This is a genomic window from Collimonas sp., assembly GCF_035566375.1.
In the GTDB taxonomy this organism is placed as follows: Bacteria; Pseudomonadota; Gammaproteobacteria; order Burkholderiales; family Burkholderiaceae_D; genus Collimonas.
The window spans coordinates 14,471-39,471 of the sequence record NZ_DATMRK010000077.1; the positions used below are offsets into that span (position 1 = coordinate 14,471).

The following is a 25,001-nucleotide window of genomic DNA, read 5'->3' on the forward strand; positions in this document are numbered from 1 at the left end:
ATTGACTATATGAAATTAGTTGATGGTTGGGGATTGGCCGTCGTCGGGTTTCTTGAACGGTAGGAAATTGGGCGGCAGAGAGGATGCCGACTTTGTTTCCGGTGATTTGACAAGGTGATCGGCCAGCAATTCGAGGGAGAATTTTTTTCCGAATTCGCTCTGCAAGACGATCGCCTTGTCACTGCCCAGCAATGCCCTGGCCGATACATCCACGTTGCTTTTGACACCGGTGGTGACCACGATCGGATCAGTGGTTTCGCGGCGTTTGGAGCGATCGAGATCCTGGATGGAGTTCAGATGATCAATGATCATCTCGGCTTGATACTCCATTGGATCGATCACCTCGATATCCCGGTTATTCTTTTTCAGCGCTGCTTCGATCTGCCCCTTCAGAGCCGGATAATGGGTACAGCACAGCCATACAGAAGTGGCGTCGACAGGAATCTTGTCGACGTATTTCTCGACCGCGATCCGTACTTTTTCTACTTTTTCCTTTTCCTCGCTCAAATGATCGAGATCGTTGATCATGCCTGCCCACTCCGTTGCGCCGATGCGGAAATCCGGCGGTAAAGACACTCTGCCTTCCGATGCTTGCTTGACCTTGTCGTCATACATGTTTTTCGACGAATCTCCTTCTCCTTTAGCGGTTGCCGGAGTCGATAGAATCGCTGGCTTGCTTCCTCCCAGCCTGGCAATCGCGCCTGCCGTCACTTCAATCAGATCAAGCACTTTGGTATGCGGTGACTGGTCCAGTGCTTCCGGAAAAGCCGTACAAGCCGTATTGCAGGCCATGGCGATGACATCGACACCGATTTTTTCCGAAGTCTGCAACCCATTCCCTACCAATTTGATCAGGGCGTCGCGAGATTTTTCACCATAGGGTGCATTGCCGTGATCGACCACGATCGCAAAGCGCGCCGTATGCGGTGAACGTGCTGCTATAAATCCGGCCAGGTTCTTGGCGGCGATCAGGCCGCCATTGCTGGAGTCGAAGGCGCCGATCAAAAAAGGCTGACCGTCGCGCGGCGTCTTCTTGGCGACGATGCCAAGATTCATGCCGCCTACAACGTTTTTCAACATTTCCAGCCCGGCGGCGTGCACCATCGGCGAGAAACCGTCGACGCCGGTTGTTGTTTTACCGTCGTCAGACAACGCGCCGGCAACTTTCTTCCGAGTGACACCATCGACCGCACCTGCGTCCAGCATGGCGCCTATCATGGCGGTCTGCTGCTCAGGTGTATGCAGCTTGTCGAGTTCGCCATGCTTGGCCAGGAAGGCCGCGGCAATGGCCTCGCCGCCCAGGTTGGAGTTCCAGGCCGTCACCTGATGCTGCGCCGGCACCGCCGATTTCATTTCCGTTCCATCGAGCGCCGTCGGGATGCCGTCCAGCCCCCCCATGCCGGCCTCGTTGCCGCCGTCGCCGACACCGACGGTGGTAATGCCTGCTTTCGCCGCTTCCAGCAGCAAGCCATCGACTGGCGGGTTAAAAGGATTGATATCGACGCCGCGCATATTGCGCCGCACGCCTTCCGAATTACGGGCCGGCAGTTCAATCGCCACCACCGCATCCGGTTTAAGTTTCTCCAGCAAAGCCTTGGCCGCCGGATCATTGTCTTTCTCGTGGGGGGCAGAGAATTTGACAATCCTGGAATATTTCGCTCTGTCGGGATTTAGTACTGCCAACGCCTCCCTGAGCACCTTCTCGTTGGGGCCGTCGGTAACGTAGGTCACCACTTTTCCCATTTCGGCAAGCGCATTCCCCAAGGCGGCGGTACCCACCGGCCCATCGGTTTCCGGCATGCCTTCAGCCACGTTAAAACCGGTACACAACATCACATGTTTGGCGGCGATCAGCGCTTGCGCCGCCTGTTCCGTTCCGCCGTGGTTAAAAAAATTGGCCACGCCCCGGCCGTTGTAGGCCTTCAGAAAATGGTCCAGGTTCGATGCTGGCAGTTGAGGCAGCGGCTTATCGGCAGATGGCGCTTGCAACTCATGGTCGGCATGGGATATGCCGGGATTATTCGGTGATACTGGGTTCAACATTGGAACCTCCTTGTTTTATTAGATGAATATCTGGTCGTATGCATCATCCCGATCACTCGATGGAGTTTTGATCGCTGATGTGCACCGTGGTATGTGGCGCGGCGGCGGGCAACGGTTCCGTTGCCTGTTGCGGCGCCATGCCGAGTTCGGCCAGATGAATATCCGACGACGATGAATTTGCCTGGGAATTTGCCTGGGACCGTTCCTGAGAATTCTGCGGAAGATTTTGCGGAGAATCGGCATGGCCGGTAACCCGGCTCAAACCGCTGTGCAAACCGTTGGCGATATCAAACGCAATATGTCCCGGTAATCCCAGCAAACCTTGTGCACTGTGGTAAGGCATTTCGACAGCCTGCAGAACCACATTTGCCACCTGCGCCACAGCACTGCCCGGCTCGCCGACCAATAAGGTTGCCAGGCTCCCTGGAGAGGTTCTTGGATCGATCTTCTTGAGCGCATCCAGAGTTTCCGCCAAGGCCGGGCTGTCTGGACTTCCTCTGGCAGCCAATCCCAAATTGGCAAAAAATCCCCCTTCCAGCGGCGTGACACCGCCAGCCATGCCATTTGCGAAGCGCTGCTCCGGACTGGCCGCAGGCTGGACGCCGGGACTCTTGATTAAGGGCTTTCCAGGATTTTCCGCCTGGACGTTATGGGCAATTTTTGTCTGCACCGCGGCCAGAGACATCAGGGCAGAACCGTTCGCCACCGCGCGCATCCCGAGGTCTTTTAAAATCGGTATTTTTTTGAGCGAATCGAGCAGCATGTCGCCCAGTTTTTTGGCCGGGATGATGGTGTGCGTAAGCTGGCCGTTGACCCTGGTCGTCATGTTAAGCAAACCCCATCCTGCTCCCATCAGCGTACCTCCGCCGAGAGAGGCCATTGCGCGTATCGGTGGCGAACTGGCGTTGGCGCCGGTATAGATGAACGGCTGCAGAGCGGACGCCAGACCGAACCCTGCATCGCCGATCAGATTGGCGGTCAACTGACCCGGCCGGCCCACAGCCTGCATCTTCGACATGGCTTGGCGACTCTTGTCGATATCTGCCTGGCGGGCGGCAAAATCATGATCGGATTCATGCTCTTCCCGTACCGCATCCGGAAATGCCTGTTGCGGGTCAACCGGCGCAATACTGCCGCGCAAAGCCCATTGCACCGCCGGCGCCAGCACCACATTGCCGACGTAGTGTCCGACTGTCAGAAATGGCGCAACAAACGCAGCCTTTTCAAGATTCGAAGCATAAGACCCAGGGTCATATGCATCGCCTTTTATGTGCAGATAGAGCGCTTCCGCACTGCATTTAGCCAAGCCCCAGCCTACGTAGGCGGCCACTCCTTGACGCGCCGCCTCCACTGCCACGCCATGCGCTACGGTCCAGCCGCTGCGGTCCTGTCGTGCGGTATCCGGGACGACACTGTCCTGATGCGTGCTGAGGTCAGGGTCCGAGGCAATCCTGATCGAGACAACTGATGAAGATGGTTGATTGAGCGTCGGTTGATTGATCGTGGGTTGATCGATCTGCGCTTGATAGTCCAGCGTGGAGAGGACAGATGGAGCATGAATGTTTTCCATGATTCAGCCGCCTGCAGGCGCATCTGTTGCGGCCGCCGACAATGCCCGCCGGATCAGCGCCGCTCCGGCATTCCGGGCGTTAGCGTGGACCGCGCTATTGCCGGCCTCGTGTTCCGTATCGAGTAGAAAATATTTTTCGCGCCATTGCGCTGCATACGAAGAGAACTCGCCCATAGCCCGCAGCAGCGAGGCCGCACTGACCTGCGATAGCGCCATACGCGCCATCATCACGACCCGGCCATTCTCCTGGTTGAATCCAAAACTAGGTGCGCCGGCCGCACTGAACATATACAAATTCGTTTCCAGCAGGCGTTGCAGGGCCAGCGCTCGCCGTTCCGGCGCCGGCTTGCCAAAATCGCAGTACATGCGAAGGCCGTCATCATCGCCATTTTCGTCATGGATCAGGGTGAATGGAATATCGTTGACGACAATATTGCCACTCGCGTATACCGACTCGGTGTCGGTAAGATTGGCTTGGCTACAGATATGCCCAAGCAGCTGACGGTAACTCTCTTTTGACATGCCATCCCCCTATTGATCGAAATCCGAACGGCGCCTGCGGCGGCGTTCGGGTATCCGGCAATAGGTGGTTGCAAGCTCTGATCTTGTTCCATCCTGCATTAAGCCAGGAGGAAATAGTTTGTGTAGACAGCTCAGAAAAGCTGATCAAGGCGCAACATAATTTCAGGTATTCGCTTCTACTTCCTTGAACCGGGCGTCGCCCTTCCGTGCAAACAGGTGTTTGAGCCAATGCTCGAACTCATCGATATAGGTAAATACCACCGGCACCACCAACAGACTCAAGGCTGTCGAGGTCAGCAAACCGCCGATAACGGCAACCGCCATCGGTTGCCGAAAACTGGCGTCGGCGCCAAACCCCAGGGCAATCGGCGCCATGCCGGCAATCATGGCGACGGTTGTCATGACAATCGGCCGCGCCCGCTTATGACAGGCGTCTATCAATGCGTCGAACACCGACAAGCCGCGGTCGCGCTTGCCGACGATGGTGTATTCGACCAGCAATATCGAGTTCTTGGTCACGATACCCATCAGCATGACCAGACCGATCATCGACGGAATATCCAGTTCGCTATGCGCCATGAGCAGCGCCAGGAAGGCGCCGCCAAGCGATAAGGGAATCGCCGACAGAATCGTGACCGGCTGCAGGAAATCCCGGAACAGCAGCACCAGCACGCAGAACACGCATAGCACGCCGATAATGATCGCCATGATAAAACCGGCGCCCAGCTCCGCTGCTATTTCCGCATCGCCGGTCTGGATCAGCTGCACGCTGGACGGCATCTGCTTGACCGCCGGCAGCGCCTTCGCTGCCGCCAAGGCTTCGCCCAAAGGCATGCCGCCGAGATCGGCGCTGACCGTGACGTAACGGCGGCGGTCGTATCTTTCGATTTTCGACGGCCCGCTCTCCACCGACAAACTAGCCACCGAGGCCAGCGGCACCAGGCCGTTACGGCCCAGCACGTGCAGATTGGCAAAGGTGCTCAGGCTCTGGCGGTCGGCGTCTGGCATGCTGACATTGATGTCGACCTGCCGGTTGTCCAGGTTAAGCTTGGCAAGATTTGCCGAGAAATCGCCGGCGGTGGCGATGCGCACCACCTGGCCGATGGCGGCGGTCGAAACACCCAGTTCGCTGGCGCGCTGGAGGTCGGGCCGGACGATGATTTCCGGGCGCTCCAGGCTGGCGCTGGAACTGATATTCGACAGCGTGCCGACGCCGCGCAACTGGCGCTCCATCGCCTGGGCAGTGGCCTTCAGCGCATTTTCATTGTCGCCAGCAAGGATCAGTTGCATCTTCTCGCCAGGGCCGCCCGCGCCCACCGTGAAACGGGCGCCCGGAACATTCAGCAAGGCCCGCCGCACAGCCTTTTCGATTTCAGTCTGGAGCGGACGCTTGGCGCGCTCCGCCAAGGACAGGGTGAGCGAGCCGTTGCGTACTTCGCCGGCCTGAAGCTGACCGCCGCCGACTACCTGCGACACGCCCACCGTCGTGAAAATATTATCGATGCCGCCGACGCTGCCGAGCGCACCGCGCGCCCTCTCGGCAACCGCCAGCGTATTTTTCAGTGAGCTGCCCGGCGGCAGTTCGACATTGACCGTGGTATACCCGCGGTCGGCCGGTGGCATCAAGCCGCTGGAAATGAAGGGAATCATTGCAACCGAAGCGACAAAGAACAGGGTTGCCGCCAGCATGGTGGTTTTGCGGTGCGCCAGACACCAGCGCACGGCATGCAGATACCAGCGCATGATCTTGCCGTCCTGCTGTTCCACCGCATGCTTAGCCTTCAGCAGATAGGCGGCCATCATCGGCGTCAGGATACGCGCTACCAGCAGCGAGGTCAGGACGGCGATCACCGCGGTCCAGCCGAATTGCCTGAAGAACAGGCCCGGAATGCCGCTCATCATGGCCGTCGGCAGAAACACCACGACCAGTGTCATGGTGGTGGCGATCACGGCCAGTGCGATTTCCGTCACCGCATCGCCGGCAGCCTGCAAGATAGGCTTGCCCATATGCGCATGGCGCTCGATATTTTCGACCTCGACAATCGCATCGTCCACCAGGATGCCGACGATCACCGCCAGCGCCAGCAAGGTCAAGGTGTTCAGGGAAAAGCCGAACCATGCCATGGCGGCAAAGGCCGGCAGGATCGACAAGGGCAGCGCCGACGCGGCGACCAGGGTGGCGCGCCAGTCGCGCAAGAACCACCACACCACCAGCACCGCCAGGATGGAGCCTTCGTACAGCATATCCATCGAGCCCTCATATTGCTCCTTGGTATAGCCGACCGTTCCCGAAATGCGCGTGAATTTCAAGGCATGGTTGTTGACTTGCAGCTTTTCCAGCGCCGCCGCGACGTTTTTCGCAATCACGGTTTCGTCGTAACCCTTGGCGCGGAACACCTTGAAGCCGACCACCGGCTTGCCGTCCAATAAGGCAATCTGGGCCCGCTCTGCACTGGCGTCGCTAATGGTAGCGATTTGATCGAGCCTGAGTTTGCGGCCGTTGGACAGGGCCACCGGAAATGCCGCCAGCTCGGAGGCCTGGCGCACTGTCGCGATCACACGCGCCGATTGCTCTTCCAGGCCGAACTGGCCGCGCCCACCCGACGACTCCTGCTGCATATTGCGCAAGGCCTGCGAGACGTCAGCGGCAGTCACCCCTTGCGCCGCCATGCGGACCGGATCGACGGCGACACGCACCTGGCGCGTCAAGCCGCCCACCCGATCCATGCGGCCGACGCCCGGCACCGCCAGGATTGCCTTGCCGACCGTATCGTCGACGAACCAGGACAGCGATTCTTCATCCATATCGCCTGCAGCGATGGCGTACACCAGCACCGCATCGCCGCCGACGGTCACCGCGCTGACGGTCGGTTGCTGCAGGTCGGTCGGCAATTGGGAGCGCACGCTGTCGACTGCGTTCTTGGCGTCGATCAAGGCGTCCGAGATATTTTTCTCCAGCACGAATTCCACCGTGATCTGCACCTGGCCGTCGGTAATCGAGGTCCGCAGATGCTTGAGCCCGCTCATGGTCGCCAGAGCATTTTCTACTTTTCGGGCCACCTCGGTTTCCAGCTGCGCCGGCGCCGCACCCGGCTGCGTCAACGTGATATTGACGGTTGGCAGATCGATGTCCGGCAGGTTTTGAATCGGCAGTTTATGGAAACCCATGATGCCGGCTATCGTCAGCAAGGCGAACAGCAGGATCGCCGGAATCGGATTGCGGATGGACCAGGTTGCGAAATTCATTTGGTCTCCTTTGCTGCCGGCGCTGTACCCGTATTTGCATCAGTACTGGCAACCCGCACCGTATCGCCCTCATTGAGGAAACCGGCGCCGAGCACCACCACCTCATCCGCTTGCGCAACGCCTTTGACAATCTCGATATCAGTCCCCTGCCGGCGCCCGGTGACGACCGCCAGCCGCTCCACTTTATTGCTGCCGTCGCTGCGCAGCTTGAGCACATAAGAATGACCGTCGCGGATGACGATGCTCTGCGCCGAAACCACTAGCGCCGGCGTCGGCTTGAGCGCAATCGAGCCGTTTGCATACATACCGGCCCGCACCGCCTGGCCGTCGGCGATATCGGCATAGACCATGCCGAGCCGCGATGCGCTGTCCAGCGACGGTGCGGTCTGGCGCACCACGGCAGACGCGGTGCCGCCGTCCGGCAGCGCCAGCGCCACCTGCTGGCTGGCGGCAATGCGGGTCAGTTGTTCCGCCGTCACTTCACCGCGCCACTCCAGACGCCCTTTCAATATCATGCGAAATAATTCCTGTCCGGTCGAGACCACGGAACCGGGGGTGGCGGAACGCGCGCTGATGACGCCGTCGTCGGCAGCGATCACATCGGTATAACGCAGTTGCAGCTGCTTGAACGCAAGTTGCGCGCGCGCCGTCTTCGCCAGCGTGGTCGATTGCAGCACATCCTGGTCGCTGATGCCGCCGCTGCCTTGCAGGGAGATCGCGCGCTTGGCGTTGGCTTCGGCTTGCTCGTAAGCGGCGACCAATTGCGCCTCTTCGGCGCGCAGCAGATCGGGATTGAGGCGCGCCAGGATCTGGCCTTTTTTGACATGGTCGCCGACATTGACGCGCACCTGGTCCAGTTGATAGCCGCCGATCTGGCTGCCTATGATCGCTTCCTGCCAGGGCGCAACGGCGCCGGATGCGTTCAGGGTCTCGGCCCAGCTGACTTGGGTCGGCCGGGCGATGGTCACTGTCAGCGCTGGCGTGGTCTGGACCGGCTTGGCTTCAGCCTTTCCGGATTTCACCGTCATGATCACGCCGGCGCCGACCGCTGCAGCGGCAAATGCGATGGCGACGACGATCGCGATGACCTTGCGCCGCGGAGGGGATTTGACTTGCACTATCGATGGTTCAGACGCATTCATGGATGAATTTCCTGGTGTGTTGCGATCGTATTGTTGTGTCGTATTGTTGTGGATTACGGTTGCGTGCATAGGTACAGCCGGTCGCTAGCCCGGGCTATCGATTTGCCCGGTCGCCTGCATCAGGCTGATCCAGGCCTGGCCCTGGTCGCGTTTGGCGGCAATGAAATTCTCTTCGGCGGTCTGGCGCTGGCGCCTGGTGTCTTCCAGCTCGAACATGCTGATGGCGCCGGCCCGCCACTGCGCCTGGCTGGCGCGGAAACTGCGCTGCGCGGCGTCCACCGCATCCTGCGACGATTTCACGCGTTCTTCGGCCGATGTCTGGAAGGCCAGCGCATCCTCCACGTTCTGCACCACGGTACGTAAAGTCGCCTGCAATGTTGCGGCCGCTTCCTGGTAGCGCCCGGTCGCCGCGTCCACATTGGCCGCTCCGGCGCCGCCGTCGAATATTGGAACGGTCAATGCCGGTCCGGCCGACCAGCTGGTGAAATTGACCGAATTGCCGACGGCGCGCAGCCATTGGCCCGACAGCATTGCACTGAGACTGATGGTTGGGAGTCGCTGCGCGCGAGCCACGGCGATATCAGACCATGCTGCAGCCAGCGAGCGCTCGGCGGATACCAGGCTCGGATGGTCGCGCAGCACTGTCGCCGGCAGCGCCGGCTGCATCGCTGGCGGGGTCGGCATGACATGTGCGACGTCATCCAGAATCGCGCTGCTTTCCTCTGAATCGGCACTGCTCGCTGCCGGCAGCAGCATGCGGCGCACCGCCGCCGCCGGCTGCCCGGTCAACGCCACCAAGGCATCGACATTACGCGTGCATTGCTCCTGCTGGCTGATGCGTGCGGTGCGCGCGTTGGCCAGGTTGGTCAGTGCGCTAAATTCCGCCGAGGGCGCGATATAGCCGACTTCACGCCGCTTGCGCGTGAGGGCCAGTTCGGTTTCCCTCGACGCGATGTCGGCGTCGCGCACTTGCAGCGAATAGGCGCAGGCGCGCAGGGAGAGACTGGTATTGGCGACTTGCGCCGCTAGCGAGAGCCGGGCGCCTTGCGCATCCGCGGTCCGTGCATCCAGCCGTCGTTGTGCCGCGGAGACCGACTCCCTGATGCGTCCCCAGAGGTCGATCTCCCAACTGAAATCGGCGCCTATGGATGAAGAGCTCGTGAGCATGGTGGTAGAACTGCCGACACCTGCGGTGTTCTGGCTTTGTGCGCGTGTAGCGTTGGCGCTGCCATTTAGCGCAGGCAGGCGCTGTGCAGTTGCCACACCGGCTGCGGCCTTGGCCTGGTCTACCCTGGCTACTGCCTGGGCCAGCGTCGGGTTATCGGCAAACGCGGACGCAATCAGCTTATCGATGGCCTGATCCCCCAGTTGCGTCCACCACTGCCCCGTCGCTGCGACACTCTCCGGCTTTCCGCGGTGCGGCACATTTTCCCAGTCGGAAGGAAGCGGCGGCTTGGGCGGCGAATAGGCGGGCTGGGTCGCGCACGCCGTCAACGCCAGGGCAAGCGTCGCGACGGCGAACAATCTCATGCGAGATCCAGGTAGTGCAAATAATTTTGGCATTGATCTAGGCATATTCGTAGCAATCCATTCCGGCTTTAGCTGGAGCCCAATCGGCTCTGTCGATGCCGATCCATATAATAGATCGAACAATCTATCTATTATATGCAGGAATGAGCGGCCGTCAAATTATGTTAGATTGATCACTCTATTTTGTATCTATTTGGTTATCAGGAGACGGCATGCGTAAAATCGACCCGGTTAAACATGAGCAAAAGCGGCGCGATATTCTCGAAGCCGCAGGCCGTTGTTTTGCCAAAGACGGGTTCCGCGGCGCCAGCATTTCAAATATTTGCTCTGAAGCGAAAATCAGTTCCGGGCATCTCTATCATTATTTCGTCAGCAAGGAAGCGATCATCGAGGCCATGGCCGAAGTTGGCCTGGAACATGCGGAAGCGCGCTTTAATCATCTGATGAAAAGCGACAATCCCATCGAAGGACTGATAGCGGAGATCGCGCAAGCCAGCAGCCGTAGCTGCATGAAGCAGCAACATCACGCCGAAATGCGCGCCAAGAAACAACTGCATCTGGACATGCTTGCCGAAGCCGGCCGCAATCCTGCAATGGCTGACATTGTAAGAAAGCATTCTGCGAAAATAAACGGCATGCTGGCAACGCTTCTGAAAGCTGCCCAGCAACGCGGGCAGGTCGATCAGGCACTCGATGCAGACCTCGCCGCCGCCATCTTGCTAGGCACAATTGAAGGCGTCGGCAAGATGACGATCCGCAACCCCGATCTTGATATGAAAAAGGAACTGGATATGCTGACCACGCTGATCAAGCGCTTTCTGGCTCCCGGCTCAAGTAAATGAAAATGGAGCCGGGGCTTCTGCGACAGGGGCCGGGTTACCGGGCTACATCACATACCTGGCTTGCGCTCCTCTGCATTCGCATGCATGTCGTTGAGCACATCGATATAGCCCTCCGCTCGGTCCGACAACATACCCGCAGCGGCCATTGCCATGCGAGCCAGATTTTCGGTGTCGGCCACATTCAAAGGCGGTGGACAGGTATCGTCGCGCTGCTCACGCGCAAGATCGCTGGCGCAAACCAGTGAGAGACAAGTTTGAATACCTCGGCTGATATCCAGTGTGGTTGCCATGAATTGCGCTGATGTGTTCATGTGCAGTTCTGCGGCTAACCAGGAAAACGGTTTGTGATCGGCTTTGGTTGGAGTGCGAAGGGATTGAGTGGGCGTGTTGATGCTTGCCATAGTGATCTCCAGAGTTGCAGTTAAGCCGCGTTCCGCTTCCTAACGGGAGGGCGGCAGATGGCAGGGTAGGAAGACCGGCGCAAAACGGAAAACCGGCAGCCCGAAGGCTCCCCACCATTGCCGCCCGTGGAGAGCATGCAACGGTGTACGCACGAAAAAAAACCGCATGGCGCGGTCAGTGCGCGTTTTGCAATTCAGGCTTCCTAGACCTGATCCCTGTTTTTTGCAGGGACGGGCAAACTATAGACGTTCTTCTAGGGCATGGCAATCGGCAGTTGCTATGCATTTGGCCTAATCCGTCCTTGTTAGCAGTGGCATGTTCATGGCCGCATCCAGCGACTTTTCTACATTTTCAAGGTTTCCATGGACAAGCAACTAGTATTCATTTGCTTCCTAACGTTTGTCATCCACATCATTGGCACCCTGGCGTACTCCGTACGCATCGCCGGGATTAGGACAAGACGGATTGCGGTTTCGCTTGCTCTATTCAGTATTCTTGTTCTTGTCTCACGGACGTCGAATTCATTTCTTGGGCCATTCCTGGCCAAACGCGTGGAATCAAATATCGGCAGGCAGTTTGCAGCAGAAAGTTTGCTTTCTGACTTCCGCTGGCTACTTATCTCCGCATCGCTTGCGACCATCGTCGGAGCATTGTTAATTCCAACTTTTCAGCGGGGTTTTTGTCGAGCAGTCGAGCATTTTCAAGTTCATCGTTCGGTACCAAAATTGATTCTGCATGGGTTTTTCAAGGGCGGGCTATCCTACATCAAAGACGTCGCAATCATGCCGCGAACTGCAAACGTGGCAGGACTTCGCGATAGCGGTAGCGTCTCCGCATCTATGACCTCACTAAACGTTGCTGCTGTTGCGCTATGGACCGTGGGTGTGTTTGCTGCGCTATATGCCGGCGTTCTGGATCCGAGTGTCCGAGTAACATCCAGTACGCTTTCGTCAATCATTAACGGAGGGGCCACCGTCATGATGGCGGTATTTATTGACCCACACATGTCGGGCATGACTGATGATGTCATTGAAGGTCGCGTTAGTGAATCGCAGTTTCGGCGCGCAGTAGTTTGGCTGGTGGGTACGAGGTCACTCTTGTATCTGACGCTCACACAACTCACGACAAAGCTCATCTCTCGGCTCAGCAAATCGTGGCGCACCACAACGCGACACTCCCATCCATTCAGAGTCTTGGCGCACCCATCAAAGCGGCTCCCTCCGATAAGCTCTGGCATAGCTAGCGGTCCGTGGCGCATCCCGCGAATTTGATGGTGTTATTGCAATTTGCATGGCAACTTACTCAATATTCGACAGGCGGGTACATTTAGGCGAACTACTACAGGAGGGACTATGTCTGAGCGCGACACTAAGCTCCACGGTTGCTGGCGGTTGGTTTCTTTTGATACTGAGCTTCAGGATTCACAGGAGCGCACTCAACCGTGGGGCGCCGACCCCAATGGGTACCTTATTTTCGGCTCTGATGGGCGAATGATGGTACTAATTTCCGCAAAGGCGCGGGAGCCAGGGAATACAGATGAGAAACTGGTGGCACTTTTCCGTACTGTGATGGCCTATACAGGACGGTATCGGATAGATGGGGATAGGTTCATCACAAAGGTTGACTCATCTTGGAATGAAGCCTGGAACGGCACTGAACAGGAACGATTCTACAAGCTTGATAGAGACACGCTCGACGTCTTTACGGCCTGGATGCCGAATCCGTTAGTATCAGGAAATTCAATAGGAAGGGCTATTCTCAGTTTTAGACGCGAGTAATTTTCCCTACGCTGAGTTCGCATCCAATCGCTATCGCTAATTCGCCGGTCGTCGATGCGACATATAGGGGCCATCAGCAGCTGAATAGTTTTACCCAAATCGCATTTTCCACAGCGACAATTCTTCTCTACAGGAAGCCATCCTTCCCGCTATCGCGTCGGCCATACATCCGGCATTCTGCAGCCAGCGCCAACAGGTTGGGATCCCTTTCCCTGTTCTTAGGTAGCAGCAGAGTAATCTGCTGGCGGGACGCGTACCTTTCTTCAAGTGGAATCAGCTCGATGCGAGAGCTGAATTCGCCGACGCGTCCAGGCAGCAGGCTGTAGCCGATTCCTCCGCTGATCAGGTTAATCAGCGAAAAAATGTCTTGTACCCGCATGCCAATATTGGGAAGAAAACCCGCGAGTTCAAAGCAATGATGAAAGTCTTCAGTGGTCGCAAATCCGTCACTCAGCGTGACAAATTTTTCTGCGCGAAAATCCTGGAGATCGATCTGCTTGTTACCGGCATATGGCGAACCGACCGGCGCCGCCAAAAAGATATCATCATAAAATAATGGCACCGAAACCAGTCCGCTATTTTCATTCTCGCCATGCAGACCGATAACAATTGCGTCAAGCTGCCCATCCACGAGACTTTGCAGCAGCTCCCGGTTTGAGCCCATGGTGAGATCGATATCGAGTTCAGGCTTGCGCAACTTGAGGCCGATCACCAGTTGCGGGATGCACCTTAACGTCAAGGAATAAAGAGTGCCTATCTTGAGCCGGGGGGCGTTAAATCCGCCTGCATCACGTACCTTGCGCACACCCTCCTCGCATTCATCGATTACCCGCTTCGCGTATTCGGCGAAGGTATAGGCGGTCTGGAGAGGAATCAGGTTGCGTCCTTCGTGCTTGAAAAGCGGACAGCGCAACGCCTCTTCAAGCGAATGCAAGGCACGGTGCACGCTCACGGTACTTTGTCCAAGGCTTTCCGATACCCGCGCCATATTGTTAAGCGTCATGAAGGCTAGAAAGACTTCCATTTTTTTCAGCGTAATTGCATCATCAATTGCCATTTTCCCTCCGGAAAATTATTTGAACACACCGCGGTACAAGTAACAGTCTGACACAAACATATGAGCCAAGGCAGGCAATGCATACCTCCTGCTTGCATATCGACACTTTCTCAACTGCTTAAAAAAAGTGGCTCCTTTGAGGGGAGCCACAAAGTCACGGCAATAAGTCACGGCAACGGGAGACCGGATTGATCAGAAAAAGTAGCGGGCGCCGAGGCCGGCCTGGAAAATCTTCCGGTTGCCGTTAAAGTAGCTGGTATTGTAGCCACCGCCGACATAGGAATAGTCGAAAGCCAGATACAGGTCAGTCTGCTTGTCGAGGCGGTAAAACGCCGCACCGTATAGCGTGTCCCAGGTTCCGCTCGCTGCCGAAGTGAGACCGCTGGTCAGGTCAAACGGCTGCAGTGTATTGCCGCCAGAGGTGCCGGCATTTTTGGCCTTGATACGATAGTAAGCCAAGGCATAGTCAAACTTCCCTTTGGGATAAATCTGGGCCGATACCGTAAACGCGTTGTCGGTCCGTTTGCCGACTGCTTGCGGCTGGTCGATATCGGCATGGAAAAGTCCACCGTTCAGGCGCAGCCACTGAAGCGGGCGGATGTTGCCGCCGATGCTTTCCACCATTTTGCCGAAGCCGTCATAGTTGGCGTGGGTAATCGATGCGCTGGCATGCCAGGTATCGTCGCTACTGTTGTAGCCGATGCCTCCGGCCTGTTGGGTTCCCTTGTAGTGGCCGGTATCAACCACATCTGTTCCGCCATTGGCGGGTTGCGTATTCTGCAGTCCGCCGAACTGATAACCGAGATATGAGACCCAGTTGTCGCCCCACTTCTTCTTCCAGACCGCGGCGCTATCCCATCGGTTGCCGGTAGGAGAGCCGGAATATTCCATCATCTGGTACATGACCTGGTTGTTCATCCAGCCGCCTTCATCGTAGCCGTTTTTGGCGGTGCTGAAGGGATTGGCCCAAATCATGGTGACGTCGCGCCCCAGCGTGTCCTGCCGTCCAACGGTCAGTTTTCCGATAGTAGGACTTTGCACACCGATCCATGCATCGCGATTAAACAGAACCGGCGATGAAAAACCGCCGTCGAAGTTGCCGGTGGCGAGTTCAAACTCACTTTCCAGCCTGAAGACAAGCTCGGTGTTGCTGCCCTTGTCGATCACATGGCTCCCGGTCAAACCCCAGCGATTGCCGTTCATCCACGACACATCCAGGCCAACCCAGTGGCTGTTGGTCCTGCCGTTGGTGGCGCTATTGGGATTGGCGTTTGGCCCGCCGGACGACGATGCCGCAGCAGTCAAATCAATCAGACCGAACAATCCAAGAGACGTGGTCTCTGTGTCGATAAGCCGGTAGCCGCCTGGAGTTTCAGTTAACTTTACGGCGTCCTTGTTGGGGGCGCTTGGCTGGGCGGCAGCGACAGCTTCAGCAGCTTTGCTCGACGTCGCCTGCGCTTGCGTGGCCGTCGCATCGGCTTTCTTCGCCGCATCTGTGCTGGCCTTCACCTCAACGCTCAGATTTTGCAATTGCTGTTGGAGCTGCAGAATCTGCTGCTGGAGTTGTTCCACCACCTGCTGGGTGGAACGGCTGCTTTGAGCGCTTGCCGGTCCCGCCACAGCCAGGGCCATCCCCATGGCCGCAGCCATGAGGGTATTTTTTTTGATTCTCACAATCGTCTTCTCCAAGGTTGATTTTTATCGTTCTCACCAGTGTTCACTCCGGTTCACTCCGGTTCACTCCGGAATTTTGAGCCGGAGCGTCCGTAGATTAGATTGATGATTTCCCTGGTTCAATCAACCAAGCCGTCGCGTCATTACCTTGAAGTTAATGAATCGCGGCCGCGTTCATTAACTTCACAGTAATGAACTGTGCATAAGGTTGATTGAAGACGCTTTTTGAAAATTCTATTGTGTCTCCGTGATGATCGATTTCCGGAGTAACGATGCAAGCCAGACCTCAACTTAACCCGCAGTGGAGCAAACGCCGGACGGAAAAAAATCGCCGCCTCGATCTGGTCCGCCACCTGGCCAACGGCCCGGTCCTGCCTGCCGGCGACATCATCGCTGTGCTCGAAGCGCTGATCGCGCCTGGCGATCGCGTCGTGCTTGAAGGCAATAACCAGAAACAGGCTGATTTCCTGTCCCGTTCGCTGGCGCAGGTCAATCCGGACAAAGTGAACCAGTTGCACCTGATCATGCCGAGCGTCAGCCGGCCGGAGCATCTTGACCTGTTCGAACGCGGCATCGCTCGCAAGCTCGATTTTGCCTATGCCGGCGCGCAAAGCCTGCGCATTTCGCAGTTTTTGAAAGACGGCTTGCTGGAAGTCGGCGCGATTCACACCTACATCGAACTGTATGCGCGGCTCTATGTCGACCTGACGCCGAACGTGGTGCTGGTAGCCGGTTTCAAGGCGGATCGGCAAGGTAATCTGTACACCGGTTCAAGCACCGAAGATACGCCGGCGCTGGTGGAGGCGGCAGCTTTCCGCGACGGCATCGTGATCGCCCAGGTCAATGAGATCGTTGACGATCCGGCCGATCTGCCGCGGGTGGACATCCCTGGCTCGTGGATTGACTTTGTGGTGCAGGCCGACAAGCCGTTTTTCCTTGAACCGCTGTTCACCCGCGATCCACGGCTGATCAAGCCGGTCCATGTGTTGATGGCGATGATGGCGATCCGTGGCGTGTATGAACGCCATCAGGTGCAGTCGCTGAATCACGGCATCGGCTTCAACACCGCTGCGATTGAACTTATCCTGCCGACTTATGGCGAAAAGCTGGGGCTCAAGGGCAAGATCTGCAAGAACTGGACGCTGAATCCGCATCCGACATTGATCCCGGCGATCGAAACCGGCTGGGTCGAAAGCGTCCACTGCTTCGGCGGCGAACTGGGTATGGAGAGTTACGTTGCCGCCCGCCCCGATGTGTTTTTCACCGGCAAAGACGGCTCCATGCGTTCCAATCGCGCCTTCTGCCAATTGGCGGGCCAGTACGCGGTTGACCTGTTCATCGGCTCCACCTTGCAAATGGATGGACTGGGCAATTCATCCACGGTGACGCGCGGCCGCCTGACAGGTTTTGGCGGCGCCCCCAACATGGGCCACGATCCGCGTGGACGGCGTCACGCCAGCCCGGCCTGGCTGGATCTGATCGAGACCGACGATCCGCTTGCGCGCGGCAAAAAGCTGGTGGTGCAAATGGTGGAAACCTTTCAAGGCGGCGGCCAGCCAACCATCGTCGAAACCCTGGACGCAGTAGAGGTCGGGCGCGAATCCGGCATGCCCATCGCGCCGGTGATGATTTATGGCGATGACGTGACGCACGTGCTCACTGAAGAAGGCATTGCCTATCTCTATAAAGCACGCTCGCTGGAGGAGCGCAAAGCCATGCTGGCTGCAGTCGCCGGCGTAACACCGATCGGCATGACCCATGATCCGGCGCGCACTGCACACTTGCGGCAAGAAGGTTTGATTGCGCTGCCAGAGGACATGGGCGTCAACCGCAGCGAGGCGACCCGTTCACTGCTGGCAGCCAAGAGCGTTGCCGACCTGGTGAGCTGGTCCGATGGCTTGTATGAACCGCCTGCCAAATTCCGGAGCTGGTGATGACAGCCGTTCTTGAACAAAACCAGCCGCTCGCACCCACCGTATTGGCCGCCGCATCGGCCGACTCATTGGCCAACTACCTGGCCGATGCAGTCGTGACGGCGCTGATCGACGAGGTCACGCTGACGCCTAAACCGGGCCTGGTCGACATGCGCGGCCGCGGCGCTCATCGCGACCTGAACTGGGATTTGATGTGCCATTCGGCCTGGGCCTTGCATCCGACTTTCCATGCCATGGCGGTTGCCGGGCAACACATCGCCGATCCACAGCAATTGCGCGAACAGATCGGCCTCATCGGGCGCCAGGGCGAAGCGGTAATGATGGCCGCTACCGGCGGTGTCAACACCCATCGCGGCGCGATCTGGGCGCTCGGTTTGCTGGTCACGGCAGCGGCGCAAGACCATAACGCACTGGCTCCGGCAACGGTGGCCGCGCGCGCTGCCGCGCTGGCGTGGCGACACGACAGGTTTGCGCCAGCCGTGACCGGCAACAAGGGCGAACTCGCTTGCCGGCAATACAGCGTCGACGGCGCACGGGGGCAGGCGCGAGCCAGATTCCCGCATGTAATCTGGGTCGCGCTGCCTTGGCTGGAACACTGCCGCAACCGCGGTGACGATGAAAACACCGCCCGGCTCAACGCGCTGCTGGCGGTGATCGCCAATCTCGACGACACCTGCATCCTGGCGCGCGGCGGACAGGCGGCATTGACGGCAGTGCAAGCCGGTGCGCTACGGGTGATGGCCGCCGGCGGCGCCGCCAGCAGCGATGGCCGGAACGCGCTGCAACAATTCGAACAGGAGCTGCTGACACTGCACGTCTCACCTGGCGGCGCCGCGGATCTGCTGGCGGCGGCATTGTTCCTGGATAGCATCAGGACTTAAATCGAAAGAGGCAAACCATGGAAAAGATTTTCTATGAATATCCGGCAGGCTCGCCTGCCAAAGCACGGGCGTTGACTGGTGTGGTCGGCTCCGGCGATCTGGAAGTGCTGCTGGAACCCCACACTGCGGGCCTCACCACCATCGCCGTCAACACCTCGGTCGATGGCATGGGTCAGGTATGGGCGGCGTTGTTGACGCGCATTTTTGCCATGTCGTCGCTGCCGGCCGCCAAAATCGAGATCAATGACTTCGGCGCAACGCCGGGCGTGGTGCGCATGCGGATCGAGCAGGCGTTCGAAGAATTGCAGTTTGCAAGCACAAAGTAAGGAAACCATGAACACCGAACAACTGCTGCAACGCGACAGCTTTATCGAACTCAATGCGCGCAGCCGGGCCAGCGCCTTGCTCGACGCCGGTTCCATGCGCGAACTGATCGGCCCCTTCGATCGCGTGACATCGCCCTGGCTGGCGCTGCAAGGCGTGGTCACGCAGTCGGACGACGGCGTGGTAGTGGCCAAGGGCACCTGCGACGGCCAGCCAACCGTGGTCCTTGCGATCGAAGGCGCATTTCAAGGCGGCAGCCTGGGAGAAGTCGGCGGCGCCAAGATTGCCGGGGCGCTGGAGCTGGCGGCGCAAGACAATCGCGATGGCGTCCCGACCCGGGCGGTCATCTTGTTTGAAACCGGCGGCGTGCGCCTGCAAGAAGCCAACCTCGGGCTGGCGGCGATTGCCGAAATCCATTCAGCCATCGTCGATCTGCGTCGCTACCAGCCGGTGATCGGCATTACTGCCGGCACCGTGGGTTGTTTTGGCGGGATGTCGATCGCGGCGGCCCTGTGCAGCTATCTGATCGTGACCCGCGAAGCGCGGCTGGGGTTGAACGGCCCGGCGGTGATAGAACAGGAAGCCGGTATCGCCGAATACGATTCGCGCGACAAGCCGTTTATCTGGAGCTTTACCGGCGGCGAGCAGCGCTATCGCTCGGGGCTGGTAGACGCTTACGTCGAGGACGACGCCATGCAGATCAGAAATATGGTGTGCGAACTGTTCCAACGCGGCATGCCCGAGCAAAACCGTAGCGACATGGTGCAGGGCTTTCTGGCCCGCCTGATCGAAGTGGACGCCAGCATACAGGCAACGCCTGAACTGATTCGCACGATTTATCAGAAAGGATTCGCATCATGAGCGCAGCCATGAGTTCGGCTATGAGTTCGGCCAATAAGCAAAGCCGCGGCGCGGTCTGGTTCTCCAGGTTGACCGGCGAGGCAACGCCAATTGCCGGATATCCAGCTTCGGTGCTGGTGGCCGACGCCGATCTTGCAGGTAAAAGAGCGCGCTACATTGCGGTAGTGCCGGACCCGGACAACCGTTTCCCGCGCGCGCGCGACGGCGAGGTCGGCCTGGTAGAAGGCTGGCAACTCGCACGCGCGGTACAAGAACTGATGGCCGCCGACCGCGGCAGCAAAACCAAGACGCCGATCGTCGCGGTGATCGATGTCACCAGCCAGGCCTATGGCCGGCGCGAGGAAGGCTTCGGCATCCACCAGGCGCTTGCCGGCGCCGCCGGCGCCTACGCTGAAGCGCGGCTGGCGGGTCATCCGGTTATCGGGTTGATCGTCGGCAAAGCCATGTCCGGCGCTTTTCTGGCTCACGGTTATCAGGCCAACCGCCTGATCGCCATCCGCGATCCGGAAGTCATGGTGCACGCGATGGGTAAGGCGTCTGCGGCACGTATCACGATGCGTTCGGTCGATGCACTGGAGTCCCTGGCCTCGACCATACCGCCGATGGCCTACGACATTGAAAGTTATGCGTCGCTGGGCTTGCTGTGGCGATGCCTGCAAGTGGCGCAGCCGGATGCGCCGTCCGCCGCCGACATCGATACCGTCGAAAGCAGCCTGCACGCCGCGCTCGAAGACATCTTGGCGGACAACAGCCGCGACCTGACTAGCCGGCTGGGGGCAGAACACCGTCAGGCGTCGAGCAAGGTGCGCGACATGTTGCGCATCCAGTGGAGGGCCAGCCAACCTTAACCTGAGAAGGAGCAAACACCATTTTTCTGTAACGCTATAAAAACAAGATTTGACAAGCCGCTGATGTCATCAATTAGGAGACAAAAATCATGATTATTTACGGAACCGCCTTACTCGCCTGCTGCCACCTGCTGGGGATTTTCCTTGGCGATCTTCTCGGCCAGCTGATCGGCGTCAAGACCAATGTCGGCGGTGTCGGCATCGCCATGCTGCTATTAATTTTCGCCCGCCTGTACATGCAGCCGAGGGGACTCTTGCCCAAGCCAACCGAAGCTGGTGTCGGCTTTTGGGCCGCTATGTATATCCCGGTGGTGGTCGCCATGGCGGCCCAGCAGAATGTGGTTGCCGCATTGCGCGGCGGGCCTGTGGCGTTGCTGTCGGCCTTTGGCGCAGCGGCTGTCTGCGCCTGTTGCATCGCGTTGATCAATCGCACGGAGAGTCAGGCTGAGATTGACGCGGCCATGAGCGACCTGGCGCCGTTGGCCGAATAGGAGACATCATGTTAGAAATATTTCAAAAAGCGGTCCATCAAAACGGACTCGTCACCGCCTTCGCGATGATCGGGATCATTGTCTTGTTGTCGGGATTCATCTCGCGCAAACTCACCTTCGGCCGCGTCCATGGTTCGGCGATCGCCATCATGCTCGGCCTGGGGCTGGCGTACTGGGGCGGCATAGTGAGCGGCGGCAGCAAGGGATTGACTGACATTTCGCTGTTCAGCGGTATTGGCCTGATGGGCGGCGCCATGCTGCGCGATTTCGCCATCGTCGCCACCGCTTTCGAGGTACAAGCGACCGAGGCGCGCAAGGCCGGACTGATCGGCGTCGTGTCATTACTGCTGGGAACGGTATTGCCGTTCATCGTCGGCGCCAGCATCGCCCGCGCCTTTGGCTACTCCGACGCGGTCAGCATGACCACCATCGGCTGCGGTGCGATCACCTATATCGTCGGTCCGATCACCGGCGCGGCAATTGGCGCAAGCTCGGATGTGATGGCGCTGAGCATCGCTACCGGCCTGGTGAAGGCTATTATCGTCATGATCGGCACCCCCATCGCAGCGCGCTTTCTCGGCCTGAAAACACCGCGCTCTGCGATGGTGTTCGGCGGTCTTGCGGGTACCGTCAGCGGCGTTTCAGCCGGCCTCGCCGCGACCGACCGCAAGCTGGTGCCGTACGGCGCACTGGTGGCGACATTCCATACCGGCATCGGCTGCCTGCTAGGGCCATCCGTGCTGTTCTTTGCCACCAAGGCAATCGTGGGCTGATGGGCTGATCATGGAAGCCGTATCGCTCAAGCAAGCAGGGGACAAAACCGTGGGCACATCCGCATTTGAGGGCGTCGGCGCGGGCATGCTTTGCCCGCACGACTTGCTCTGGATCGAAGACGCCAAGGCGCTGACGACGCTCACTCCACTGCCGTCTTGGGCGAGCGCTGACCGGCTCTTACTCTTACGCGCGCCGGTGGTAGTGCGGCGTGAGAAAGTCGGCGATCCCCGCCTGGTCCCGGTTGGCCTGCGTGGCAAGACACGAAGCGAGCGCTTTGCTGCCTATCTGGATCGCAATGCGGTGGCACGCTGCATCAGGCCGGAGATGATGGTTGAGCATGCTCCAGCTCATATCGAAGAGCAACGCAGTCGGCTGCCGGCCTTCGAGGCACTTGCGGTTCTGGCGCCGGCGCTTGATGCAATCGGCTTGCCTTGGGGGCCAACCGGCGGCGTCGGCTTTCAGCTTGCATCGCGGCTGCCGGTGGTCCGCGAAGACAGCGATCTCGACATTCTGCTGCGTTCGCGCACGCCTCTAAGTGCTGAACAGATGCTGGGGCTGCGGACGATATGTTCATCTCCAATATGCCGTATCGATATTCAGATCGACACCGGCCATGGCGCATTTTCATTTTGCGAATGGGCCAAGGTCAATGCGCAATGGGCCAACGGCAATGGGCGGGTGCTGCTCAAAACTGACGCCGGCCCGGTCTTGACTACCGATCCCTGGCGCACGAACAACTGGCAGGATGCAACAAGCGTGAATCCATCATGATTCTGTTCACCTTTCCCGGCCAAGGCGCGCAGCGGCCTGGAATGCTGCGTGCGCTGCCTGATCATCCAGCGGTCACGCGTACGCTCGACGAGACCTCTGACGCACTCCGCGATGACCCCTTAACTCTGGATACTGCCAAAGCACTCGAATCCACAGTTGCCGTGCAGCTGTGCCTGCTTATAGCAGGCGTCGCAATGGCCAGATTCTTCGTCGCACACAATGCCGGCCCGCACATGGTTGCGGGCCTGTCGATAGGCGCCTACCCGGCTGCGGTGATTGCCGGCGCCCTCGAATATGCCGACGCGGTGCGGCTGGTGGCGCGGCGCGGGCAACTGATGGAGAACGCCTATCCGCATGGCTACGGCATGGCGGCGATAGTCGGTCTCGATCGCGCTCAGCTGGAACCGCTGATAGCACGCGTTCATGGCCCTGCTGCACCGGTCTACCTGGCCAACCTGAATGCGAACCGGCAGTTGGTGATTGCAGGGGCTGACCAAGCGATGCGCCTGGTCATGCGACTCGCGCTCGGACAAGGCGCGACCAAGGCGGAGCGTCTGGCAGTTAGCGTGCCGTCCCATTGCGAACTGTTCGATGCGGCGGCAGTGGAAATGACAGCGGCTTTTTCAAGAGTCCCAGTACAGCGTCCGCAGCTGACTTATCTGAGCAGCAGCATCGCACGTGCTCTGTTCGAACCGCGGAGCATTAGCGATGACCTCGCCAACAATATGGCGCGACAGGTGCATTGGTTTGACACCGCCCGTCTTGCCTGGGAGCGCGGTGCGCGCCTGGCGCTGGAAATGCCGAGCGGTTCCATACTGAGCAATCTGACAGCGTCGGTATTCACCGATGGCCAGGCGCTCTGCTGCGACAACAACCGGATTGATACGCTGCTCGCTTTGCTGTCACGTGAGCAGGCTCAATTATGAAAGTTTCATAATTCATGACATCGCCACGACTGGAGTCATGTGGGGTCAGAGTCAACTTTCGCAGTGCTTCATCGCGAAACTTGACTCTGACCCCACATGACGGATTCGGGGAAAGGCAGAGCGCACAACGCGGTTTTGTTCTTTTTAACGATGAGGCAGCTACTCCGTTGCCCGCTAAGTGGGGTCAGAGTGAAGTTTCTGCAAAAGGCGCGCAGAAAGTTCACTCTGACCCCAGTTAGCTGCGTCTGTTAAGCGCAAACCGGGCATGGGCATTGTCATGCGCATTGTCATGTTTCATGAAACTCTCAACAAATCATTAATCACATCATATTGGAATAAAAACCATGGCAGACATAGAGACCTTCAAGCAAGAAGACCGGATTTTCGAGCCGGCGGCCAGCTTTGTGAAGACTGCAGCGATATCCGGCATGGACGCATATCGTGCTCTGGCGGCCGAAGCCGAGCAGGATTATGAGGGCTTCTGGGGCCGCCTGGCACGCGAGAACCTGCAATGGCAAACGCCGTTCACCAAGGTGCTGGACGAGTCCGATGCACCGTTCTACAAATGGTTCGACGACGGCAAGCTGAACGTCTCCTACAACTGTCTCGATATCCATTTGCACAATGGCAACGCCGATAAAGTCGCGATCATCTTTGAAAGCGACAGCGGCGATGTCAGCAAGATCACGTATCGCGAGTTGCACAAAAAAGTCTGCCAGTTCGCCAACGGCTTGAAATCGTTAGGTATCAAGAAGGGCGATCGCGTTGTCATCTACATGCCGATGTCGGTCGAAGGCGTGGTGGCGATGCAAGCTTGCGCCCGTATCGGCGCCACCCATTCGGTGGTGTTCGGCGGCTTCTCCGCCAAGTCGCTGCAAGAACGCATCATCGACGCCGGCGCAGTTGCCGTGCTGACCGCCGACGAACAGGCGCGCGGCGGCAAACGCCTGCCGTTGAAAGCCATTGTTGACGAGGCGCTGGCGCTGGGCGGTTGCGACAGCATCCGCAACGTGGTGGTCTACCAGCGCACCGGCGGCGCCATCAATTTTGTCGCCGGCCGCGATCTGTGGCTGCATGAATTGGTAGCCAACCGGGCCGAGGCCTGCGAACCGGAATGGGTAGGCGCCGAACATCCGCTGTTCATCTTGTACACCTCTGGTTCCACCGGCACGCCAAAAGGCGTGCAGCACTCGTCCGGCGGCTACCTGCTGTGGGCGGCGCTGACCATGAAATGGGTGTTCGATATCAAGCCGGACGATGTCTACTGGTGCACCGCCGACATCGGCTGGATTACCGGCCACACCTATATCGCCTACGGCCCGACCGCAGTCGGCGCCACCCAGATCATTTTCGAAGGCGTGCCAACCTATCCCAACGCCGGCCGT

Annotated in this window: 22 protein-coding genes; 13 read left to right on the forward strand and 9 right to left on the reverse strand. The window is 58.7% G+C overall.

Annotated elements, in window-relative coordinates; translation table 11 throughout:
* Positions 1 to 15 precede the first annotated feature (15 nt).
* From VNZ60_RS23405 to VNZ60_RS23430, 6 genes are all read right to left on the reverse strand, one after another.
* A complete protein-coding gene (locus VNZ60_RS23405; RefSeq protein ID WP_325663514.1) occupies positions 16 to 2,043 on the reverse strand; it encodes a glutamate cyclase domain-containing protein in 2,028 nt (675 codons plus the stop codon).
* A 52-nt stretch (positions 2,044 to 2,095) separates the two neighbouring features.
* Complete coding sequence (locus VNZ60_RS23410; protein WP_325663515.1) at positions 2,096 to 3,613, reverse strand: hypothetical protein; 1,518 nt, start codon at positions 3,611 to 3,613, stop codon at positions 2,096 to 2,098.
* A gap of 3 nt (positions 3,614 to 3,616) precedes the next feature.
* Positions 3,617 to 4,135, reverse strand: a complete 519-nt coding sequence (locus VNZ60_RS23415; RefSeq protein WP_325663516.1) for a CesT family type III secretion system chaperone — start codon at positions 4,133 to 4,135, stop codon at positions 3,617 to 3,619.
* Positions 4,136 to 4,297: 162 nt separating this feature from the next.
* Positions 4,298 to 7,381 (reverse strand): efflux RND transporter permease subunit, encoded by a 3,084-nt coding sequence (locus VNZ60_RS23420; RefSeq protein WP_325663517.1) that lies wholly within the window; start codon positions 7,379 to 7,381, stop codon positions 4,298 to 4,300.
* The gene (locus tag VNZ60_RS23425) at positions 7,378 to 8,523 is read right to left on the reverse strand and encodes an efflux RND transporter periplasmic adaptor subunit (RefSeq protein WP_325663518.1); all 1,146 of its coding nucleotides are present in this window, start codon (positions 8,521 to 8,523) and stop codon (positions 7,378 to 7,380) included. Before VNZ60_RS23425 ends, VNZ60_RS23420 begins: the two co-directional genes overlap by 4 nt.
* 84 nt (positions 8,524 to 8,607) lie before the next feature.
* The gene (locus tag VNZ60_RS23430; RefSeq protein WP_325663519.1) at positions 8,608 to 10,053 is read right to left on the reverse strand and encodes an efflux transporter outer membrane subunit; all 1,446 of its coding nucleotides are present in this window, start codon (positions 10,051 to 10,053) and stop codon (positions 8,608 to 8,610) included.
* 212 nt (positions 10,054 to 10,265) lie between these two features.
* On the opposite strand from VNZ60_RS23430, the gene VNZ60_RS23435 reads away from it, so the two are divergent.
* Positions 10,266 to 10,895, forward strand: a complete 630-nt coding sequence (locus VNZ60_RS23435) for a TetR/AcrR family transcriptional regulator (RefSeq protein ID WP_325663521.1) — start codon at positions 10,266 to 10,268, stop codon at positions 10,893 to 10,895.
* 47 nt (positions 10,896 to 10,942) lie between these two features.
* On the opposite strand, the gene VNZ60_RS23440 is transcribed toward VNZ60_RS23435, so the two are convergent.
* Positions 10,943 to 11,296 carry a hypothetical protein gene (locus VNZ60_RS23440; RefSeq protein ID WP_325663523.1) on the reverse strand — a complete coding sequence of 118 codons (354 nt, stop codon included), beginning with the start codon at positions 11,294 to 11,296 and terminating at the stop codon, positions 10,943 to 10,945.
* 363 nt (positions 11,297 to 11,659) lie between these two features.
* On the opposite strand from VNZ60_RS23440, the gene VNZ60_RS23445 reads away from it, so the two are divergent.
* Together VNZ60_RS23445 and VNZ60_RS23450 are read left to right on the forward strand one after the other, a co-directional pair.
* A complete protein-coding gene (locus VNZ60_RS23445; RefSeq protein ID WP_325663525.1) occupies positions 11,660 to 12,568 on the forward strand; it encodes a lipid II flippase Amj family protein in 909 nt (302 codons plus the stop codon).
* Positions 12,569 to 12,649: 81 nt separating this feature from the next.
* Positions 12,650 to 13,075 (forward strand): lipocalin-like domain-containing protein, encoded by a 426-nt coding sequence (locus VNZ60_RS23450; protein ID WP_325663527.1) that lies wholly within the window; start codon positions 12,650 to 12,652, stop codon positions 13,073 to 13,075.
* Between the two features lie 127 nt (positions 13,076 to 13,202).
* On the opposite strand, the gene VNZ60_RS23455 is transcribed toward VNZ60_RS23450, so the two are convergent.
* Together VNZ60_RS23455 and VNZ60_RS23460 are read right to left on the reverse strand one after the other, a co-directional pair.
* On the reverse strand, positions 13,203 to 14,132 hold the full coding sequence (locus VNZ60_RS23455) for a LysR family transcriptional regulator (protein WP_325663529.1): 930 nt from the start codon (positions 14,130 to 14,132) through the stop codon (positions 13,203 to 13,205).
* A gap of 192 nt (positions 14,133 to 14,324) precedes the next feature.
* On the reverse strand, positions 14,325 to 15,806 hold the full coding sequence (locus VNZ60_RS23460; RefSeq protein ID WP_325663531.1) for a porin: 1,482 nt from the start codon (positions 15,804 to 15,806) through the stop codon (positions 14,325 to 14,327).
* Positions 15,807 to 16,078: 272 nt separating this feature from the next.
* Here VNZ60_RS23460 and mdcA point away from each other — a divergent pair, with 272 nt between their 5' ends.
* The 10 genes from mdcA to VNZ60_RS23510 form a co-directional block, all read left to right on the forward strand.
* Positions 16,079 to 17,740, forward strand: a complete 1,662-nt coding sequence (gene mdcA / locus VNZ60_RS23465; RefSeq protein ID WP_325663533.1) for a malonate decarboxylase subunit alpha — start codon at positions 16,079 to 16,081, stop codon at positions 17,738 to 17,740.
* Positions 17,740 to 18,621 carry a triphosphoribosyl-dephospho-CoA synthase gene (locus VNZ60_RS23470; protein ID WP_325663535.1) on the forward strand — a complete coding sequence of 294 codons (882 nt, stop codon included), beginning with the start codon at positions 17,740 to 17,742 and terminating at the stop codon, positions 18,619 to 18,621. The genes mdcA and VNZ60_RS23470 overlap by 1 nt, the downstream gene beginning before the upstream one ends.
* Positions 18,622 to 18,638: 17 nt before the next feature.
* On the forward strand, positions 18,639 to 18,947 hold the full coding sequence (locus VNZ60_RS23475) for a malonate decarboxylase subunit delta (protein ID WP_325663537.1): 309 nt from the start codon (positions 18,639 to 18,641) through the stop codon (positions 18,945 to 18,947).
* Positions 18,948 to 18,954: 7 nt separating this feature from the next.
* A complete protein-coding gene (locus VNZ60_RS23480; RefSeq protein WP_325663538.1) occupies positions 18,955 to 19,806 on the forward strand; it encodes a biotin-independent malonate decarboxylase subunit beta in 852 nt (283 codons plus the stop codon).
* Positions 19,807 to 19,826: 20 nt separating this feature from the next.
* Entirely contained in the window at positions 19,827 to 20,654 is an 828-nt protein-coding gene (gene mdcE / locus VNZ60_RS23485) for a biotin-independent malonate decarboxylase subunit gamma (RefSeq protein WP_325663550.1), read from the forward strand.
* Between the two features lie 89 nt (positions 20,655 to 20,743).
* Positions 20,744 to 21,145, forward strand: a complete 402-nt coding sequence (gene madL, locus VNZ60_RS23490; protein ID WP_325663540.1) for a malonate transporter subunit MadL — start codon at positions 20,744 to 20,746, stop codon at positions 21,143 to 21,145.
* An 8-nt stretch (positions 21,146 to 21,153) separates the two neighbouring features.
* A complete protein-coding gene (gene madM / locus VNZ60_RS23495; protein WP_325663542.1) occupies positions 21,154 to 21,918 on the forward strand; it encodes a malonate transporter subunit MadM in 765 nt (254 codons plus the stop codon).
* A 10-nt stretch (positions 21,919 to 21,928) separates the two neighbouring features.
* Entirely contained in the window at positions 21,929 to 22,690 is a 762-nt protein-coding gene (locus tag VNZ60_RS23500) for a malonate decarboxylase holo-ACP synthase (RefSeq protein ID WP_325663544.1), read from the forward strand.
* The gene (mdcH, locus tag VNZ60_RS23505) at positions 22,687 to 23,616 is read left to right on the forward strand and encodes a malonate decarboxylase subunit epsilon (protein ID WP_414648956.1); all 930 of its coding nucleotides are present in this window, start codon (positions 22,687 to 22,689) and stop codon (positions 23,614 to 23,616) included. The genes VNZ60_RS23500 and mdcH overlap by 4 nt, the downstream gene beginning before the upstream one ends.
* A 344-nt stretch (positions 23,617 to 23,960) precedes the next feature.
* Positions 23,961 to 25,001, forward strand: a 1,041-nt coding sequence (locus VNZ60_RS23510; RefSeq protein WP_325663546.1) for an AMP-binding protein, incomplete at its 3' end; no start/stop codon positions are given.

Excerpts from the sequence above, each read along its gene's own strand:
- VNZ60_RS23405 (WP_325663514.1), bottom strand. The coding sequence starts at position 2,043 with ATGTTGAACCCAGTATCACCGAATAATCCCGGCATATCCCATGCCGAC.
- VNZ60_RS23410 (WP_325663515.1), bottom strand. The coding sequence starts at position 3,613 with ATGGAAAACATTCATGCTCCATCTGTCCTCTCCACGCTGGACTATCAA.
- VNZ60_RS23415 (WP_325663516.1), bottom strand. The coding sequence starts at position 4,135 with ATGTCAAAAGAGAGTTACCGTCAGCTGCTTGGGCATATCTGTAGCCAA.
- VNZ60_RS23420 (WP_325663517.1), bottom strand. The coding sequence starts at position 7,381 with ATGAATTTCGCAACCTGGTCCATCCGCAATCCGATTCCGGCGATCCTG.
- VNZ60_RS23425 (WP_325663518.1), bottom strand. The coding sequence starts at position 8,523 with ATGAATGCGTCTGAACCATCGATAGTGCAAGTCAAATCCCCTCCGCGG.
- VNZ60_RS23430 (WP_325663519.1), bottom strand. The coding sequence starts at position 10,053 with ATGAGATTGTTCGCCGTCGCGACGCTTGCCCTGGCGTTGACGGCGTGC.
- VNZ60_RS23435 (WP_325663521.1), top strand. The coding sequence starts at position 10,266 with ATGCGTAAAATCGACCCGGTTAAACATGAGCAAAAGCGGCGCGATATT.
- VNZ60_RS23440 (WP_325663523.1), bottom strand. The coding sequence starts at position 11,296 with ATGGCAAGCATCAACACGCCCACTCAATCCCTTCGCACTCCAACCAAA.
- VNZ60_RS23445 (WP_325663525.1), top strand. The coding sequence starts at position 11,660 with ATGGACAAGCAACTAGTATTCATTTGCTTCCTAACGTTTGTCATCCAC.
- VNZ60_RS23450 (WP_325663527.1), top strand. The coding sequence starts at position 12,650 with ATGTCTGAGCGCGACACTAAGCTCCACGGTTGCTGGCGGTTGGTTTCT.
- VNZ60_RS23455 (WP_325663529.1), bottom strand. The coding sequence starts at position 14,132 with ATGGCAATTGATGATGCAATTACGCTGAAAAAAATGGAAGTCTTTCTA.
- mdcA (WP_325663533.1), top strand. The coding sequence starts at position 16,079 with ATGCAAGCCAGACCTCAACTTAACCCGCAGTGGAGCAAACGCCGGACG.
- VNZ60_RS23470 (WP_325663535.1), top strand. The coding sequence starts at position 17,740 with ATGACAGCCGTTCTTGAACAAAACCAGCCGCTCGCACCCACCGTATTG.
- VNZ60_RS23475 (WP_325663537.1), top strand. The coding sequence starts at position 18,639 with ATGGAAAAGATTTTCTATGAATATCCGGCAGGCTCGCCTGCCAAAGCA.
- VNZ60_RS23480 (WP_325663538.1), top strand. The coding sequence starts at position 18,955 with ATGAACACCGAACAACTGCTGCAACGCGACAGCTTTATCGAACTCAAT.
- mdcE (WP_325663550.1), top strand. The coding sequence starts at position 19,827 with ATGAGTTCGGCCAATAAGCAAAGCCGCGGCGCGGTCTGGTTCTCCAGG.
- madL (WP_325663540.1), top strand. The coding sequence starts at position 20,744 with ATGATTATTTACGGAACCGCCTTACTCGCCTGCTGCCACCTGCTGGGG.
- madM (WP_325663542.1), top strand. The coding sequence starts at position 21,154 with ATGTTAGAAATATTTCAAAAAGCGGTCCATCAAAACGGACTCGTCACC.
- VNZ60_RS23500 (WP_325663544.1), top strand. The coding sequence starts at position 21,929 with ATGGAAGCCGTATCGCTCAAGCAAGCAGGGGACAAAACCGTGGGCACA.
- mdcH (WP_414648956.1), top strand. The coding sequence starts at position 22,687 with ATGATTCTGTTCACCTTTCCCGGCCAAGGCGCGCAGCGGCCTGGAATG.